The 17,962-nt window shown below is 31.5% G+C and carries 13 protein-coding genes and 1 riboswitch; of the genes, 2 read left to right on the top strand and 11 right to left on the bottom strand.

What is annotated here, in order from left to right; all coding sequences use genetic code 11:
* Window positions 1-160 precede the first annotated feature (160 nt).
* The 4 genes from ACFVRR_RS03870 to ACFVRR_RS03855 form a co-directional block, all read right to left on the bottom strand.
* Entirely contained in the window at window positions 161-583 is a 423-nt protein-coding gene (locus ACFVRR_RS03870; protein ID WP_387324808.1) for a VOC family protein, read from the bottom strand.
* Window positions 584-708: 125 nt separating this feature from the next.
* Window positions 709-1,179, bottom strand: coding sequence for a hypothetical protein (locus ACFVRR_RS03865; protein WP_387324806.1), 471 nt, complete (start codon window positions 1,177-1,179; stop codon window positions 709-711).
* A gap of 126 nt (window positions 1,180-1,305) precedes the next feature.
* Window positions 1,306-1,815 carry a cysteine hydrolase family protein gene (locus tag ACFVRR_RS03860; RefSeq protein WP_387324803.1) on the bottom strand — a complete coding sequence of 170 codons (510 nt, stop codon included), beginning with the start codon at window positions 1,813-1,815 and terminating at the stop codon, window positions 1,306-1,308.
* Between the two features lie 335 nt (window positions 1,816-2,150).
* Complete coding sequence (locus ACFVRR_RS03855; RefSeq protein WP_387324801.1) at window positions 2,151-3,605, bottom strand: NAD(P)/FAD-dependent oxidoreductase; 1,455 nt, start codon at window positions 3,603-3,605, stop codon at window positions 2,151-2,153.
* A 385-nt stretch (window positions 3,606-3,990) separates the two neighbouring features.
* On the opposite strand from ACFVRR_RS03855, the gene ACFVRR_RS03850 reads away from it, so the two are divergent.
* Window positions 3,991-4,413, top strand: coding sequence for a hypothetical protein (locus ACFVRR_RS03850; RefSeq protein WP_387324799.1), 423 nt, complete (start codon window positions 3,991-3,993; stop codon window positions 4,411-4,413).
* Between the two features lie 176 nt (window positions 4,414-4,589).
* Here the strand turns inward: ACFVRR_RS03850 and ACFVRR_RS03845 are convergent, their stop codons facing one another.
* The 7 genes from ACFVRR_RS03845 to ACFVRR_RS03810 all read right to left on the bottom strand — a co-directional run bounded on the left by ACFVRR_RS03845 (window position 4,590) and on the right by ACFVRR_RS03810 (window position 16,350).
* Window positions 4,590-5,756 carry a trans-sulfuration enzyme family protein gene (locus ACFVRR_RS03845; RefSeq protein WP_387324796.1) on the bottom strand — a complete coding sequence of 389 codons (1,167 nt, stop codon included), beginning with the start codon at window positions 5,754-5,756 and terminating at the stop codon, window positions 4,590-4,592.
* A gap of 5 nt (window positions 5,757-5,761) precedes the next feature.
* Window positions 5,762-6,931, bottom strand: a complete 1,170-nt coding sequence (locus ACFVRR_RS03840) for a trans-sulfuration enzyme family protein (RefSeq protein ID WP_387324794.1) — start codon at window positions 6,929-6,931, stop codon at window positions 5,762-5,764.
* A gap of 81 nt (window positions 6,932-7,012) precedes the next feature.
* Window positions 7,013-7,116: riboswitch (SAM riboswitch) on the bottom strand.
* A gap of 79 nt (window positions 7,117-7,195) precedes the next feature.
* Complete coding sequence (locus ACFVRR_RS03835) at window positions 7,196-9,469, bottom strand: ATP-dependent DNA helicase (protein ID WP_387324792.1); 2,274 nt, start codon at window positions 9,467-9,469, stop codon at window positions 7,196-7,198.
* A gap of 124 nt (window positions 9,470-9,593) precedes the next feature.
* A complete protein-coding gene (locus tag ACFVRR_RS03830; RefSeq protein ID WP_387324790.1) occupies window positions 9,594-10,121 on the bottom strand; it encodes a YcxB family protein in 528 nt (175 codons plus the stop codon).
* Between the two features lie 694 nt (window positions 10,122-10,815).
* A complete protein-coding gene (locus ACFVRR_RS03820) occupies window positions 10,816-12,603 on the bottom strand; it encodes an ABC transporter ATP-binding protein (protein WP_483867337.1) in 1,788 nt (595 codons plus the stop codon).
* Window positions 12,603-14,339, bottom strand: coding sequence for an ABC transporter ATP-binding protein (locus ACFVRR_RS03815; protein ID WP_387324788.1), 1,737 nt, complete (start codon window positions 14,337-14,339; stop codon window positions 12,603-12,605). The genes ACFVRR_RS03820 and ACFVRR_RS03815 overlap by 1 nt, the downstream gene beginning before the upstream one ends.
* 382 nt (window positions 14,340-14,721) lie before the next feature.
* Window positions 14,722-16,350 carry a glycoside hydrolase family 13 protein gene (locus ACFVRR_RS03810; protein ID WP_387324785.1) on the bottom strand — a complete coding sequence of 543 codons (1,629 nt, stop codon included), beginning with the start codon at window positions 16,348-16,350 and terminating at the stop codon, window positions 14,722-14,724.
* 413 nt (window positions 16,351-16,763) lie between these two features.
* On the opposite strand from ACFVRR_RS03810, the gene ACFVRR_RS03805 reads away from it, so the two are divergent.
* The gene (locus ACFVRR_RS03805; RefSeq protein WP_387324782.1) at window positions 16,764-17,660 is read left to right on the top strand and encodes a L,D-transpeptidase family protein; all 897 of its coding nucleotides are present in this window, start codon (window positions 16,764-16,766) and stop codon (window positions 17,658-17,660) included.
* The last annotated feature ends 302 nt before the right edge of the window (window positions 17,661-17,962 follow it).

The following is a 17,962-nucleotide window of genomic DNA, read 5'->3' as shown; positions in this document are numbered from 1 at the left end:
AAATATTGACTTTACTTTTAATTTGAATACCTTTAGTTAGACACCTTCATAAATCCTATATTCTTATGTAAAATAATTATATCAACTGGGATAATTTTTGTAACAATAAATAATCTGTTTATTCAAACTTTTTTGTCAAACCTACAAATTCTCTAGTTTTTTATTTTATTCTTTTTGCAAGTGGATGATTATCACTGAATTGTATTAAGTCCCATAGGTTTCCGTATAAATCCTTAAATACCGCAACCTTACCATAATCTTCTACTTTCGGTTCTCTTACAAACTCAATTCCTTTTGAATTCATTTCGTCGTAATCTCTCCAGAAATCATCCGTTCCTAAAAATAGAAAAACTCTCCCACCAGCTTGATTTCCAATGAATGGCTCTTGCTCTTGTTTCGATGCCTTTGCAAGTAAAATAGTCGTTCCAGAAGAACCAGGTGGACTTACAAGTACCCATCTCTTATCTTGTTCCGGCTGATATGTATCTTCAATTAAATTAAAATGAAGTTTCTTCGTATAGAACTCTATAGCTTCATCATATTCTTTTACGACTAATGCAATATGAACGATTGACTGGATCATTATCTTATCTCCTAACATGTTTTCTATTAAAAATACTACTAGTTGAACTATTTTTCAATCTAATTACCTCTTCAATTAATCTGCTATTTTAACATAATAAAAAGACTGCCGAAACAGTCTTCGTATTACTCATTTAATTTCGAAGCAAAAATTGGAATGAATAAGATTGTAATAAATATTAATGCCAAAACGATTAATGAATTTTTCCATCTAAAATCATTTTCCCCATCATTTTTATGTTTATTTATGAATTGATCATATACTTTCGATGAAACAAATTTTCCTGGATCTAGGATTTCACCTGTTTTTTCATCCAGTAAATACGTGCCATAATTTGCTGTTTTAAAGAAACGATCTCTTACAGTATCGTATTCTGCAGCAATAGCCACTACATCTTCGTTTGTGTTTTTTTCATTATTTGTTAAACTGAATTCTTTTTGTTCGACAATCACTGTTGATTTCTTAACGTAATAATTAACTTCCTTACGATTATTCTTATCTATATGATCTAAATAGCGCGATGTTGCATTTGAGGTTGATACATTCGATAAAAACAACAAAAAGAAACAGAAGATGCAAAATGCAACTCTTTTCATTAATATCCCCCCACTTCTATTCAAATCTACTAAATTATATTCACTAGATTTTTAAATAGTCCTAGAGAGTATTTCTCATCTGCCTCATTAATCTGGAGTTGTTAATTTTTTGCCGTAGATACCTTTTTATTTTACTTCTATAAAATTTAAAAATCTACGATTCCACATTTTTTCATAAAAATCAATTGTCTCTTTTGCAGACATAAATGGATTATTTAATGTAGAGGTTGCTCCGTTTACCATGTAGTTTTCGTAACCTAATCCATGTGCAAATTTAATTGTAGCATCCATACAATATTCAGTTTGAGCGCCACAAAATTCTATTTTATGTACTGCTAATTGATCTAAAAGATTTTTTAAGTTTGTTTTAAAAAAAGAATTTGCATGTATTTTGTTAATCAAATAATCTTGTTCTTGAACATCTAGATTAGCATGAATAGCCCAAAGTTCTTCTCCAGGTACTAATTCTTCATCACAATGTTGAACAAAAATAATTGGTTTATTTAATTCCCTATATAATGAAATTCTTTTATTAACTTTACTGATTAAATTTTGTAATTCGAATAAGTGCTCACCGCTGTAACATACACCATTTTGCAAATCGATAACAATCAAAACATCTGCGCCATTATCCATTGTTTTCACCTCATATAGATTTGTATTATATTTATAATTTCATCTAATCCGCTATAAATTTCATATTATATACTTTAGATATTTCGCAGGATTACCTGACACTACAGTATTAGAAGGAACATCTTTTTTAACGATAGAATCCGCATCTACAATTATTTAGGTATTAATTTCAAGATCTCACAAACCCCCTTTTAGTTTTTATTTAAATTATACCTCTTCATAAGAGTCTCGTTAATTCTTTATCAAGCCAAATGCCAAAATACTTATCAAAGGTTTAGTTTAACAAAACAAACCTCTAATGCTATCCAATGCACTAGAGGTTTGTTAATTAAGTATTAAACAGTAACTAATTCTTTTTCTTTATTTCCGATTTTTGTAACGATATCACGAGCAATCCATACGCCACATGCGCTTGCTTGAGCTAAACCACGAGTAACTCCTGCTCCATCTCCACCTAAATATAATCCAGAGATTTCACTTTCAAAATGTTCATTTAGCTTTGGTCGAGCTGAATAGAATTTTGCTTCTACGCCGTAGAAAAGTGTATGTTCTGCAGCAATACCTGGAGTTACATGATTTAATGCTTCTACCATTTCAATCAAACTTTTCATTGTATTGTATGGTAACACTAATCCTAAATCTCCTGGTACTGCTTCTTTTAAAGTTGGTTCTAAAAAGCCTTCTTTAATACGCTTTTCAGTTGAACGGCGACCTCTTAAAATATCTCCGTATTTTTGTATGATTACTCCTCCGTGTGAAAGCATGTTTGCAAGACGTGAAACCTCGTGCGCATATTCATTTGGTTTGTCGAATGGTTCTGCGAATTGATGCGATACTAATAAGGCAAAGTTTGTATTTGGACTACCTAATTTAGGGTCTTTATATGCATGTCCATTAGCAGTCATAATACCTGAATGGTTTTCAACTACTACGTGTCCAGACGGATTACTACAGAATGTTCTGACTTTTGTACCCACACTAGTATTAAATACGAATTTTCCTTCGTATAAGTGCTTGTTAATCTCTTCCATTACTACGTTTGAAGTCTCAACACGAACACCAATATCAACTTGATTCGTTGACATTTTTAAACGACGTTTTTTCATAACATCAGTTAACCATTTTGATCCATCACGTCCAGGTACAATTACAACTTTCTCAGCAAGTAATTCTTCACCTTTTTTTAATTTAATTCCCTTTATGATATGAGTACCTTCAACCTTTTCAGTTATTAAGTCCTCTACTTCAGTTTTATACTTCATATCGATTTTCGTTTTTAAATACTCATAAATGCTTTTTAGAATTTCTAAATTTTGTTCTGTTCCTAAATGACGAACTTGTGCACGTAATAATTTAAGTCCTGCTGCGTAACCACGACGTTCAATATCTCTAACTTCTTCTGTTAAAGGATCCGTAATCGATTCAGTCGCGCCATGTTCTAAATTAATTTTATCTACGTATTTAATTAATTCTACTACTTGTGAATCTGATAAGTAATCTGTCATCCATCCACCAAATTCGCTTGTAATATTAAATTTCCCATCTGAATATGCTCCAGCACCACCAAATCCATTTGTAATTGAGCAAGCTGGTAAGCAACCTGAAAATTCTTTTTTACCTGCAGCAGGCGGACATTTTTCAATTTTCTTTTGTAAAATTGGGCAATGTCTTGCAAATATATCATGTCCTTTATCAACAAGTACTACTTTAGCATTAGGCATTTTTAAAGTTAATTCATAACAAGTAAAGATTCCAGCAGGTCCTGCTCCAACAACGATCACATCATACATCTATATATACCTCCAAATAAGGTTTAAATTATTTCATTTGATCAACCTAAAATAGAATACCATCAATCAGAATACGTTTCAAGTAAAAACACGAACATTTTTTGTATTTTTCCAAAAAAATATTCGTTTATAAACAAAGTGAAACCTTTTCATTAGAAAATACCATCTGTCAATTAGCTTTTTTAACCAAATTTAGACAATTCAAATTTGAATATTAATTAATTGACATCAGATTATTTATAAATTAACAAATTTGTTTATTTCATCCTAATTTAACTAAAAGTTAATCATTGAAAAACGAAAATATCCTATTAGATAGAATCACAATCACATCAAGTTGAATAGTTATATAAATAACAGATATTTTATATTGGAGATGGAAAAGATGCTAGAAGAAATTATAAAGGAAAAGGATGGTAAAGATCATTATCAGAAAACTAATTTAGAAGAAGAGGAATTACAAGCAAGTCTTGAAAGACAAATTGTTGCTGCATCATGGGTTAAAGCAGTTGCACAATTATACGAAACGATTACATTATCAAAATTATATTCAATCGACAAAGATCCAATCTTCCAAGGAAAAAGAGATATCATATCGGGAATGTGGATTGGTACAGCCGGTCAATTATCCGTAGCTTTTTTCGTTTCTAAGCAATTGTTCACTTCAGATAAAATAGATTTACTTGAGTTACAAAGAAAAATTGTTCTTTCTGATTCAGTTCAAATAGTTGGTAACGCATTGGCACTTATTGGTGCAACTGAGGTAATTCAAGAGGAAATTGGTGATGGGGAAATATTCCTTTCATAGTCATGTAAATATAAAATCATTTATACTACTTAAAAATTTACATCTAATGTAAACATCTTCAAAAATGCAAAATTAAAAAATACAAAAATAAATAAATCCCACAGAAATTATGTGGGATTTTTAATATAGGTATTAATTTTACTAGGATTGATTCTCCATTGTAATTAATCATTTTCCTATTCTTGCACTTCTTGTTTTTCTCTCACTCCTGCATTTAATGCTTTTTGGAAGCTTGCAATCAAGTCTTCTATATCTTCTAAACCAACGGACACTCTTATTAATGTATCTTTTACGCCTAATCTTTCACGAACATTGAGTGGTATTGCAGCATGAGACATTTTTACAGGATATGAAACAATTGTCTCAACTCCACCTAATGAAACTGCAACTGCAACGTTTTCGACTGATTGTAGGAAACTTGTCGTTTGTTCGATTGTTTTTAGTGTAAATGAAAGGACTGCTCCTCCTCCAGTAGCTTGCTCAAAATGAACATCGTGACCGGGATGATCTTTTAGTCCTGGGTAATATACGTCCTCAACTTCTTCTTGTTCTAAAAGCCAATTTGCTAATTTTGATGCAGTTTGTTCATAAGCATCCATACGAACTTTTAACGTCTTTAATCCTCTTAATGTTAGCCAACAGTCTTGTGGACCTAAAATTGCTCCGAATGAATTTTGGATTGTGTATAAATCATTTGCAAGTTCTTCTGAATTTACGACCGCTAATCCTCCGATTACATCGCTATGGCCTGCAATAAATTTTGTTGCGCTATGAACGACAATATCAGCTCCTAAGTCTAATGGTCTTTGTAAATATGGTGATAAAAAACTATTATCTACAATGACAAGTATGTCATTTTCTTTTGCTATTTTGATTGCACTACTTAAATCAGTAATTTTCAAAAGAGGGTTAGACGGTGTTTCTAAATAAAGACCTTTTGTATTTGGCTTTATTCCGGCTTTAATCTCTTGTAGATTAGATGCATCTACAAAAGTAAAATCAATTCCGAAACGATTTAATACTTTTGTCGCTATTCTAAATGTTCCTCCATAAACATCTTCACAGATGACAATATGATCTCCAGCTGAGAACAAAGACAATACAGATGAGATTGCAGCCATCCCTGATGAAAACGCAAAACCTCGAACGCCATTTTCTAACTTTGCAATTGTATTTTCTAATGCTTCCCTTGTTGGGTTTCCACTTCTTGCATAGTCGTACTTACCAAAATTCTCTATATCAAATTGATGAAATGTTGAAGTTTGATAAATTGGAATACTTAATGCTCCTGTTGCCTGATCTATTTCATTTCCGTTATGAATTAATTTCGTTCCAAATTGCATGCTCATCACCCCAATGCATTTTCTAAGTCATTTAATAAATCATCAATATGTTCAATACCAACAGATAATCGAAGTGTATGGTCATCTAGACCAAGCTTTCTTTTAAATTCTTCTGGCATTTCTGAATGAGTTTGCGTATGTGGATACGTAATTAAGGATTCAACTCCACCTAAGCTTTCTGCGAATGTGATGACTTTTACGCTTCCTAAAACCTGTTCAACTAAACTTAAATCTTTCACTTTAAATGAAATCATTGCACCAAATCCAGTTGCTTGTTCTTTAATAATTGAATATCCTTTATGCGTTGGTAATCCTACATAATACACTTCAGTAACATTTGGATGATTTTCTAAAAATTGCGCAAGTACAATCGCATTTTTTTGACTGTATTCCATACGTAAATGTAATGTTTTAATGCCTCTTAAGATTAACCAAGAGTCAAATGGAGCTAATGTTGCACCTGTTGATTTTTGATAATAACGAATTCGTTCATTCGTATATTCTGAATTAGTCACGACAAAACCAGCAAGTGTATCATTATGGCCACCTAAATACTTTGTTCCACTATGAACAACAACATCTGCCCCTAATTCAATTGGTCTAAAGAAATAAGGTGTTAAAAATGTATTATCAACAATCACGATAATATCTCGTTCTTTTGCAATCTCTACTACTCTTTTTAAATCCGTTACTTTCATCATTGGATTTGATGGTGTTTCAATAAAGATTCCTTTTGTATTCGGTTTAAGTGCATCAAGAATATTTTCAATTTCAGTCGTATCAACAAAATTATGCTCAAGTCCATATGGTGAATAAATTTCTTCGAATAAACGATATGTTCCACCGTATAAATCATCTGAAACAATTAAGTGGTCACCTTTTTTAAATAAGCTTAATACTGCAGTAACGGCAGCATTTCCAGTTGAAAATGCAACTCCAAAATTTGCACTTTCTAATTTTGCTACAGTATTTTCCACTTCTTCTCTAGTGGGATTTTGTAATCTTGCATAATCATATCCAGTCGATTGATGAAGTCCTGCATGTTTAAATGTAGCAGATTGATAAATTGGATAACTAATCGCACCAGTTAATGGATCATAGCCTTTGCTTCCATGTACGGCTACTGTTTCAATTGATTTTTTATTCGTGTTTAAAGCCTCTTTTGTGTTAGTCATTATAAATCCCCCATTTTAGTCAAATAAAAAACCACTTCTTAAAAAATAAGAAGTGGTTATGTCCGCAAAATATACATATCGCTCTTATCTTCCAGGTTTTTCACCTGCAGGATTTAGCACTTTCTAGTTTTCACTAGAGTTGCCGGGTTTCGTCGGGCCAGTCCCTCCACCGCTCTTGATAAGATTATTTAATTATATTGATAAGTATATTAAAAACTCTGATAATTATCAATCATTTTTTTTCGTTATTTAATATATAGCTTTTTATTTCCATTCATCAGGTAATAAACTTTGATAAAGTGTGCTTCTATATCGATCATCAATTAGTAATAAAGTCCCTTCATCTGATTCAGAACGAATAACTCTTCCACCCGCTTGCATTACTTTATTCATACCCGGAAAGACATATGCATAATAATACCCATTTTTTCCAACCGAATGAAAATGCTCCTTTAAAATATTTCTTTCTAAACAAATCTGCGGCAACCCTACACCAACTACTACGACACCATTTAATCGATCACCTTTTAAATCGATCCCTTCAGAGAATATCCCACCTAATACAGCAAAGCCAACTAATGTTTCCTCATTATGACTATCAAACCGTAAAAGGAACTTTTCTCGTTCAATTTCAGACATACCATTTTCTTGAACGATTGTTTTTATGTTAGGGTATTTCTCTTTAAATAAATCAACACTTTGAATTAAATATTGATAAGACGGATAAAAAACTAAATAATTACCTTTTCTTTTCGTAATTTCTTTATACACCGAATCAATTAATCTTTCTAAATTTCTTTCACGATCTTGATATCGTGTTGAAAGTGGGTCAATTGTTACTTCCAGTTGTTCTCTATGAAAAGGAGGATCGATTGAAATTGTATAATCGCGGCTTTGATCACCAAGCATATCTTGAAAATATTGAATTGGTGTTAAAGTAGCTGAAAAATAAATTGTTGAGCGAAATCTTTTTATGACGTCATTTACTACTTTAGAAGGATCTAGGCAAAACAACTTTAAATGAACTTCACTTTTATAAAGTTCATAGTAGCATACGTAATTTTCATCAAAAAACTCTGCAATTTTGACGAAGTTGAGCGACTCAAAATAAGTATCAAGTAAAAGTTGTTTATTTTCGTCCTCGTCCATTTCCTGTAATTTTATTTCGACGATTTCATTAAATGTATGTAGAAGTTCCAATAAATCCTCATCAATTTCTTTTGAAACTGGTGATACAACGTCCTTCCATTTCTTTCTTAATTCAATCAATCGCTTATTTATTTCATTTATTATGGCATAAAGTTCATCTTTTAAATTTTTATATCTATTTTTCAACTCTAAAAATTTAGATTTGAATAGACTTGCAGAATACATTTCTCTTGCCCGATCAACAAGATTATGAGCTTCATCAATTAATAAAACTGAACTTCGTTTATGCTCATCAAATAATCTTTTTAACGATACTCGTGGATCGAAAATATAATTTACATCACAAATAATAGCATCTGAAGAATTTAATAAATCTAATGAGTATTCAAAAGGACAGACTGTATGTTTTGTTGCATATTCTTCTATTTTCTCCCTAGTTAGCGCTTTTTCTGATGAAAGTATATCAAGAACAGCATCATTTATCCGGTCATAATAACCATTGGCATATTCACAATAATCCTTTTGACACATCGTCTCTTCTTTAAAACAGATTTTATCTTTTGCTGTAATCGTCGTACACTTTATACAAAGCCCTTGATCTGTCATGCGCTTAAACGCTTCTTCAGCAACAGTCCTAGTAATCGTCTTAGAAGTTAAGTAAAACATTCGATTTATACTATTTTCACCAATACTTTTAACAGTGGGAAAAATAGTTGAAACCGTTTTTCCTATTCCGGTTGGTGCAACAGCAAATAAATTATTACCTTCCTGAATCGTTTGATATACCGCTCCAGCTAACTTTCTTTGACCTTTTCTGAAAGAAGGAAAAGGAAAATTCAATTCTTTTATTGACTCATTTCTTAACTCAATATGATCGTATTTCCATTTTGCAAAAGGATAATAAATTTCTAGCATTTTGTATAAGTAATTTGTTAATTCATCCTTTGTAAACAAAAGATCGAAGCTTATTTTCTGCTCAGTTAAAATATTAATATATGTAAGTCTAAGTGTAATCTTTTCAAGCTGTAATTCTTCACAAATAAAATATCCATAAACTTTTGCTTGTGCCCAATGAACAGGATATGAATTTTCATTTATTTCATTCAAATCCTTCATTGTTGATTTAATTTCTTCTATTATATATTGATCACCCTTAAATAATAATCCATCACAACGGCCTTCTATCTGAAACACCAATTGATCCAATGTTATAGTGCCGGATATAGGTCGTTCTTTTACATCCTCTTCACCATATTCTTTTTGGATTTTTTGATGAGCCTTTGTTCCTTCAATTAATGAAACCGAACTTTTATATGTTATATTGATACTTCCCGCTGTATGAGCATACTCAACTAGCGTTCGAACTGAAACCTTTATACAATTCTCCAAGTGAGTACCCTCCTTTTTTACATTTTATCATAATTCTTCTTTCTTGATTAAGAATGAAAAGTAACAATAAAAAAGTCCAAGTCAAAATAACTTGAACTTTTAGAGATTAGAATACACTATTCAACTAGCAATATAAAACTTGAATATTATATTTCCTGTAAAATTGTAATAATCTTTCCATGTCATCTTTTATTGCTTCTAGTGGCACTACAATGGCTTGCATACTTGTAAAGTAAATATAAAAGTAATTCTTCGTTCCCTTTATTTCAACTATATCATCCCACTTTATTTCATGAACACTTGATTGTGTAATTTCTTCAATCCCATTCTCATCTACCTTTAGAGAATGTTCGCCGAATAATGATTGATCGTTTTTTTCAGTTAAATGCTTAATCATTTTGTTTTTTGACGAACGGTAGAAATACTTTGGAAAATAAATGAACCAAAGAATGGCTGCTAACGAAAAGGCAAGTAAATAACCAAAAAGTGGTTGGTTGAAAAGAAAGGAAATTAAAAATGGTATTACTAAATAGATTAAACTCACAGCAATTCGTTGGTTAATTAAAGACTTTTGAACAGTTTTAGAGTGTTTTAAGTGATGTAAATTAAATTCAATATAATCATCCAAATTAATTTCATAATTAAGCTTCATACTTGACCTCCATTTTCGCAAAAATATTTTAATCACTACTATTTTAACACTAGAAAAAAACTGAAAATAAAGATATTTCATCTACTTATGTTAAGTTGATTTTTCAATATTCATAGAATTAATTCTTATATTAAAAATACGTAATAATTCATTTTAAAAGTTCTAATTTTAGATTATTGGCATAAAAATGGATCTCCTACCTGCAAATAAGGTTTTTAGAATCGAAATTAAATAGTGGACTGCAATTAAAATTACCGAAACTACAATTAAAATTTAAGAATCGTAATTAAACAGTTGACTGCAATTAAAATCTGAAAATCGCAATTAAAATTAGTGAAACTGCAATTAAGATTTGAAAATCGCAATTAAATTTAGCATAACTACAATTAAAATCCTAATAACCGCAATTAAAGTTTAAAAGTACCCCTACCAGTTAAGGTATTCAGTCCTAAATAACAGACAAAAGCAGATTATTTCAAATAGAAAACTTGTAAATATGCCCTCTGTCTAAATAAAAACTTGATTAGAACCTACAAAATAACTAAAAAAGCACGATTAGATCAACAACAAATGAAAAACGCCGTTGAAATACCCTAAAACATAGCAGCAGTAGATTTTCAAATAAAAAAGAGCCGCTCATACGTCAGTTAACCTGACTTTTGAGACAGCCCCAATCTAGTAAAAAACAAATCAATTATGCTCCATCATTAATAAAGCTATACTGCGCCATGTATAATTTATAATAATGTCCTTTTAATGCTAATAACTCCTCATGTGTACCGCTTTCCTCGACATTTCTGTTTCCGATTACCATAATTTTGTCGCAGTCACGAATTGTTGATAATCGGTGGGCAATGACAAATGAAGTACGACCTTCTAATAGCTTTTCAATTCCATTTTGGACAAGCTTCTCTGTATGTGTATCAATATTCGAAGTAGCTTCATCTAATATCAAAATTCTAGGATCGGCTAGTAGAGCACGAGCAAAAGAGATTAATTGTCTTTGACCTAATGAAAGTCTTGACCCCCTCTCGTTTACATCCGTATCATACCCATTCTCCATTTTAATAATAAAGTCATGTGCATGAACTGCTTTAGCTGCAGCAATTACTTCTTCATCTGTAGCGTTTAATTTACCGTATCGAATATTTTCCATAATCGATGTTGAGAATAGGAATGTATCTTGTAGCATAATTCCCATTTGACTTCTAAAAGATTCTAAATCTACTTTTTTAATATCGTTTCCATCTACTAAGATCTCACCTTTTAAAGGATCATAGAATCGACTTAAAAGTGAAACAATAGTCGTTTTCCCTGCTCCTGTTGCACCTACCAATGCAATTTTTTCACCAGGATTTATTGTGAAATTTACATTTTTTAGGACTGTAGATTTTTCATCATATCCAAAAGTCACATTTCTAAATTGAACTTCACCATTAATTCGTCTAATTGGAGGTGCATTTTCTTGACTAATAATTTCTGGATCAATATCCATAATGTCAAAAATACGATCAGCTGCCGAGAAGTTTGATATTAATGTATTATAAAAGTTAGATAAGTTCATAATTGGACGCCAGAACATGCCAATATACATTGAAAATGCGATTAATGTTCCGACTTCAATATCTTGACTAGTTACAAGCTTATATCCAACATAAAATACAATAACAGTACCAACACCCCAAGAAAGCTCAACTAATGGCCAGAAGAAGTCATTCATTTTTACTGCTCTCATGAATGAGCCCATTAATTCAGAAACCTTTTCTTTGAAGTCTTTTTCTTTATCTTTTTCTTTCGCAAAGGACTGAACTACTTTTATTCCTGAAAAATCTTCATGTATAAACGCAATTAAATTTGAACGTTTTTTTCTGTAATCATCCCATCTTTTACGTGCACGTGTTTCAATATAAAACATGGCAACTGCCAAAAATGGAAGAATTGATACTGATGCGATTGCAAGTTTTACATTTAAGATAAACATTACGACTGTAACGCAAACTAAGCTTAGTAATTCCGGAATTAATGTTTGAATACTTTGGTTGAATAAATTTTGGAGAGCACTAATATCCCCCATTACACGAGCCAAAATTTTCCCTACTGGTCGATTATCAAAAAAAGTAAATGATAGTTTTTGAATATGGGTGTAAAGCTCATGACGAATATTTACTAAAATATTATTCGTAACGGAGCTAATCATCGTCCAACGTATTTTTGAGGCAATCATTGCTAAGAAATTTAGAGCTAATAGTACAGCTCCAATCATTATGAGGCCTTTTACATCGTGATTTTTAATATTTGTATCAATCGCTACCTTTAGTAAATATGGGTTTAATATCCCAATAATCATTACAAATAACATTAAACAAATAACGGAGAATGTTTTTAATTTATATGGTTTTAAATACGTCCCGAGCCTAAGAATAAGCTCGGTTTTACTCCGATTTAGTTGGTCTTCATCACGATTAATCGTATTTTGTGCCATTAGACCACCCCGCTTTCTACTGTTTCAAAATCTTTGAATTGTTCTTCGTAAACTTCAAAGTATCTTCCCTTTTTATCAAGTAATTGTTTATGATTTCCTTTTTCTACTATTTCTCCATTTTCAACAAATAAAATTACATCGGCATTTTTTACTGCTGAAATACGGTGAGCAATGATAAATGTTGTACTATGTGAGAAACGTTTATTTAAATTGTGTAATAATTCATACTCCGTTTCCATATCTAATGCAGAAGTTGCATCATCTAAAATTAGGATTGGAGCGTTTCTTAGTAATGCGCGGGCAATTGATATACGTTGTTTTTGGCCGCCAGATAAACCAATTCCTCGTTCACCAATTTCCGTGTTGAAACCTTCTTCTAGATCTTCAATAAAGTCTAAACAACAAGCAATACGGCAAGCCTCACGGATTTCATTCATTGTAGCTTCTGGGTTTCCTAGTTTAACATTGTTTTCAATCGTATCTGAGAAAAGGAATGTATCTTGAGAAACGAGAGACATATTTTGACGTAAAGATGTAAGATTAAAATCTTTCACATTAACGCCATCTACTAGAACTTCTCCTTCAGCCACATCGTATGAGCGTCCAATCAGATGAAGAATTGAAGATTTCCCAGCACCTGTCGTTCCCATAATCGCTACTTTACTACCGCTTGGAATATATAGATTAATATCTTTTAAGACAATTTCATCATTGTATTTGAAACTTACATTTTTATATTCTACTGAACCGTCAACTAAATTCGGTGTATATGCACCTTCCTTGTTTTCAATTGCAGTTTTACGATCTAAAATTTCAAAAATCTTCTTCGCAGAAGCCTGGTTTTTAGAAAGTACATCTGTTAACCAGCCTAACATTCTCATCGGCCAAATTAAGTTCCAAATATATCCACTAAATGCAACTAGTTCACCTAGCGTCATACTATTTTGTAAAACGAAATATCCACCGAGGATAATCATTGCTACAAGCGCAATATTTGTTAGAAATTCAATATTAGGAAAATATTTACGCATTGTTCTGGCTTGAGCCATATTTAAATCATAATAGCCACGATTCATTTTCAAAAATTTCAAAGTCTCATGCTTTTCTCTAGCAAATGCTTTAACCAATCTTACACCCGCAATATTTTGTTGAGCTGTTGTATTGATTTCAGCTGTATGGTCACTTATTTTACCGTAACCTTTATTAAGTAAGCGATTTAGACGCGTCCCCATATATCCTATTGGGATCATAATTGCTAAACAGATTAGTGCCAGCTGCCAATTAATTAAAAATAAGATAACTGTACTGACAGTAAAATAAATGATATTTTCAACAAACAATCTTAGTCCAAACGCAATTGTTTGCCAGATATTTTCGACATCTTCATTAATTCTCGAAAGTAATTCACCCGTATTCATCGAGTCAAAATACTTAAATTCAAAACTTTGAATATGCTTGAACATATCATTTTTTATATCTTCATGTACCTTCGAACTTACTAAGTCATATAAATATTCTTTTACATAACCAAAAATTGATTTTATGATTGTGACACCTATAATACCTCCAATAACTGGTAGGACAACAGATGCTTTTCCTTTCGTAATACCATCATCGATAAGAATCATTTGTAAATAAGGAATTAAATGATCCACACCTATTACTAAAACCATTGAAATTGAACCAATAATAAATGAAAGCTTATGCCTAAAGACATATTTTAAAATTCGAGACAAAATTATACCTCCCTAGTATCAATTAACCTAACTCTACGCAACCCTCCACTTTTTTTGACAACAAAAAGACCATGGGAATATTTTCCATATCCCATGGCCATAAAAAAACGTTTCGCCCAAAAACAAACAGAAATGAATCGTTTATTTTTGGCACAAAAAAGCCATGGGTAATATAAACCCATGGCTAGATCGTCAATTGAAATCTAAATTTCAACGTGGTCCGTCCTGCGTAGAGATAGGGTTCATAATCATTATGAAATTTTGTGATGCTTCACAGTTTAATTTTCTTACAATCATCATGTTAACCTACCTCCTTCTTATTTGATATTCTTATCATATACGAGTGGACTTTAAAATGTCAAACTATTTTTAATAAATTTAATTATTTAATTTTATAAACAATTGCTTCATACGGTCTTAAGCTATTATTCACACCCGTTAAGCTTGAATCTTTATAATTACTTAAAATTTTACTTACTTCATCATAGCTATTACTATGACTAAATTTTGATTCCTCATTTGTAAAGTTAGCTACAACTAGGAATTTTTCGCCATTATACTGTCTTTCATATGCAAATACTTTTTCATCCTTTTCAGCAAGCATTTTAAAAGAACCATAAACAATTGCAGGATTTTCTTTTCGCAATTGAATTAACTGGCGATAATGATGAAAAATTGAATCTGGATCGTTTATTGATTGTTCAACATTTATTTTAGTAAAATTCGGATTTACTGTTAACCAAGGGTTTCCTTTTGTAAAACCTCCATGCTTTTCTCCATTCCATTGCATTGGAGTACGTGCATTGTCTCTACCTTTTGTATAAATCGATTCCATTATTTCTTCGTGCTTGTAACCTTTTGAAATACGGTCATGATACATATTTTTCGTTTCAATATCGTCATATTCATCTATGCTTTCAAATCGAATATTTGTCATTCCAATTTCTTCACCTTGATAAATATAAGGTGTGCCTTGCATTAAATGAAGGATTGTAGCAAGCATTTTCGCACTTTCAATACGATATTCCTTATCATTACCCCATCTAGAAACAATTCGTGGTAAATCATGATTATTCCAGAACAAGCTATTCCATGCTTTTCCATCAAGCTGAGTTTGCCACTTATTAAAAACTTCTTTTAGCTCTAACAAATTTAGTGGCTTTAAATCCCATTTTTCCTTCCCTTCTTCTTGATCAAGACCAATATGCTCAAATTGAAAAATCATACTTAATTCATTTCGAGCTGGATCCGAATAAAGCTTTGCAATTTCTGGCGTTGCTCCCCAAGTTTCACCAACAGTTAGAACATCATGATTTCCAAAAGTCTTTTTATTCATATCTTGCAAATATTCATGTAGCTTTGGACCATTTGCTGTAATCTCTTGATCAGGAATCTTCCCAATTAAATCTATTACATCCATTCGAAACCCACCAATTCCTTTATCAAGCCAAAAGTTCATCATATTATATACTTCTTCGTGTACTTTTGGATTCTCCCAATTTAAATCTGGCTGCCTTTTACTAAATAAATGCAAGAAGTATTGTCCAGATTGTTCATCATATTCCCATGCACTGCCACTGAATACAGAAGGAAGGTCATTTGGTTCTCTTCCATTCACAGGATCTCTCCAAACATAATAGTCTCTATATGGGTTATCTTTGCTTTTTCTAGATTCAATGAACCACGGATGCTCATCAGATGTATGATTCACAACTAAATCCATTACGATTTTAATCCCTCGATGATTCGCTTCTGAAATTAATTCATCCATATCATTCATCGTTCCGAACTCTTCCATAATGTCACAATAGTCACTAATATCGTAACCATTATCATCATTAGGAGATTTATATACAGGACTCAACCATATAACATCTATTCCTAAAAGCTTTAAATAATCAAGCTTTTCAATTATTCCATTTAAATCACCGATTCCATCAGCGTTACTATCCATAAAACTTCTAGGATATATTTGATAAACTACACTATTATGCCACCATTTTTTCTCCATTTAAATTGCCTCCTAGATTATGTATAAATCTTAAAAACTAAAAAAATTTAATTGTTATTTTTTCTAAATAGTTTAATATGGTACGTGAAATTTTAAATCTCAAACCCTTATACTAAAACTGTGCAATCGTGTGCATTTTTTGGTAGTAAAAGTGTCCTAGTTTTAAAAATCAATATTTCACAAACCCTATTTAAACGCTTACATTTTCTATTTTAACAAGATTGTTCATTAATGCAAACATTTACATTTTTCTTTTTTAATAATGCTTAACAGGTATTTTACCTTTAACCCAATATCAGACTTTGACTTATTAAAATAAAACTATTTTTTTACTATTTTTATTAGATAGGACAAGCGATCCTTTCATACTATATAAAGCTATGTATTTTCTATATATTGTTGGGGGGAAAAATTTGTTAAAGCGCTGTTTTATTTTTTTCATAGTTCTACTTTTATTTTTGAGCACTTCTTTTGTTCAGTCTTTCGCCGCAGAAACAAAACCTGTTTCACAATTTATCATTATTAATAAGTCGATTAATAGATTAGCTTTTTATGAGAATGGTAAATTGGTAAAAGTTTTTAAAGTGGCAACCGGTAAGAGCCAGGATTTAACTCCTGAAGGCAAGTTTAAAATCGTCGTTAAAATTGTTAATCGCCCTTATTATAAGGAGAATATTCCTGGTGGTGATCCGAGGAATCCGCTTGGTAATAGGTGGTTGGGTTTAAATGCTAGAGGGACATGGGGTACAACCTATGCAATCCACGGAAATAATAATCCAAATTCTATTGGAACTTATGCTAGTCACGGCTGTGTACGGATGTATGATGAAGAAGTAGAATGGTTATTTGATCGTGTACAGAAAAATACGACTGTTTTAATCACTTCATCAAAAATGTCATTTGAAGACATCGCAGTTGCAAATCATTTGTTTGATGATGATTCTGGCAGTGTTGTTGTAACAAAACCTACCGATATTCCTACTAGTTTACAACTTGGAAGTGTCGGTTCAGAGGTTGAATGGCTGCAGGATACATTAACAAAATTAGGTTACTCTACAAACGGGGTCGATGGTTACTTTTCTAAAGGCACAGATCAGGCAGTAAGAGCATTCCAACTTGATAATGGCTTAACTAGTGATGGAGTTGTTGGTGCTGGTACAAAAAAATTATTAATAGACAAACTCCAAGAAAAAAACCGTGAGCTAGTGTCGGCTTATTTTTATACATTTACATTAAAGAAAAATGTAAAAACGAATGGCGAGGACCGATTCGATAGTCAATTAAATGGAGTTCAAAAATTAAATTATTAAACTATTTGAGGGTGTCCAAAAGCCTAGCTTTAATGGAACCCTTGTTTTTAATGAAAATAAGATGGACTGCAATTAAAATCTGATTTCCGCAAATAAATTTAGAAAAACTGCAATTAAATCAAATAATTACCCATACCAGTTAAGGTATTACGACACCGAAACTTGTATACTAGCAGATCCTTTCAATTGGAAAACTAGCAAAAATGCACAATAGAATAAAAATTAAAAAAGTTTGCTAATTTTCTATTATAAAGAGCAACTTTATCAACTCAAAATAAAAAACACCTTTGAAATACCACATA

Source organism: Gottfriedia sp. NPDC057948 (assembly GCF_042887255.1).
In the GTDB taxonomy this organism is placed as follows: Bacteria; Bacillota; Bacilli; order Bacillales; family Bacillaceae_G; genus Gottfriedia.
This window is presented reverse-complemented; position numbering and strand designations above follow the sequence as displayed.

Coding starts and splice junctions, on each gene's coding strand:
- ACFVRR_RS03845 (WP_387324796.1), bottom strand. CDS start 5,756: ATGCAATTTGGAACGAAATTAATTCATAACGGAAATGAAATAGATCAG.
- ACFVRR_RS03820 (WP_483867337.1), bottom strand. CDS start 12,603: ATGGCACAAAATACGATTAATCGTGATGAAGACCAACTAAATCGGAGT.
- ACFVRR_RS03810 (WP_387324785.1), bottom strand. CDS start 16,350: ATGGAGAAAAAATGGTGGCATAATAGTGTAGTTTATCAAATATATCCT.
- ACFVRR_RS03855 (WP_387324801.1), bottom strand. CDS start 3,605: ATGTATGATGTGATCGTTGTTGGAGCAGGACCTGCTGGAATCTTTACT.
- ACFVRR_RS03850 (WP_387324799.1), top strand. CDS start 3,991: ATGCTAGAAGAAATTATAAAGGAAAAGGATGGTAAAGATCATTATCAG.
- ACFVRR_RS03870 (WP_387324808.1), bottom strand. CDS start 583: ATGATCCAGTCAATCGTTCATATTGCATTAGTCGTAAAAGAATATGAT.
- ACFVRR_RS03860 (WP_387324803.1), bottom strand. CDS start 1,815: ATGGATAATGGCGCAGATGTTTTGATTGTTATCGATTTGCAAAATGGT.
- ACFVRR_RS03865 (WP_387324806.1), bottom strand. CDS start 1,179: ATGAAAAGAGTTGCATTTTGCATCTTCTGTTTCTTTTTGTTGTTTTTA.
- ACFVRR_RS03830 (WP_387324790.1), bottom strand. CDS start 10,121: ATGAAGCTTAATTATGAAATTAATTTGGATGATTATATTGAATTTAAT.
- ACFVRR_RS03840 (WP_387324794.1), bottom strand. CDS start 6,931: ATGACTAACACAAAAGAGGCTTTAAACACGAATAAAAAATCAATTGAA.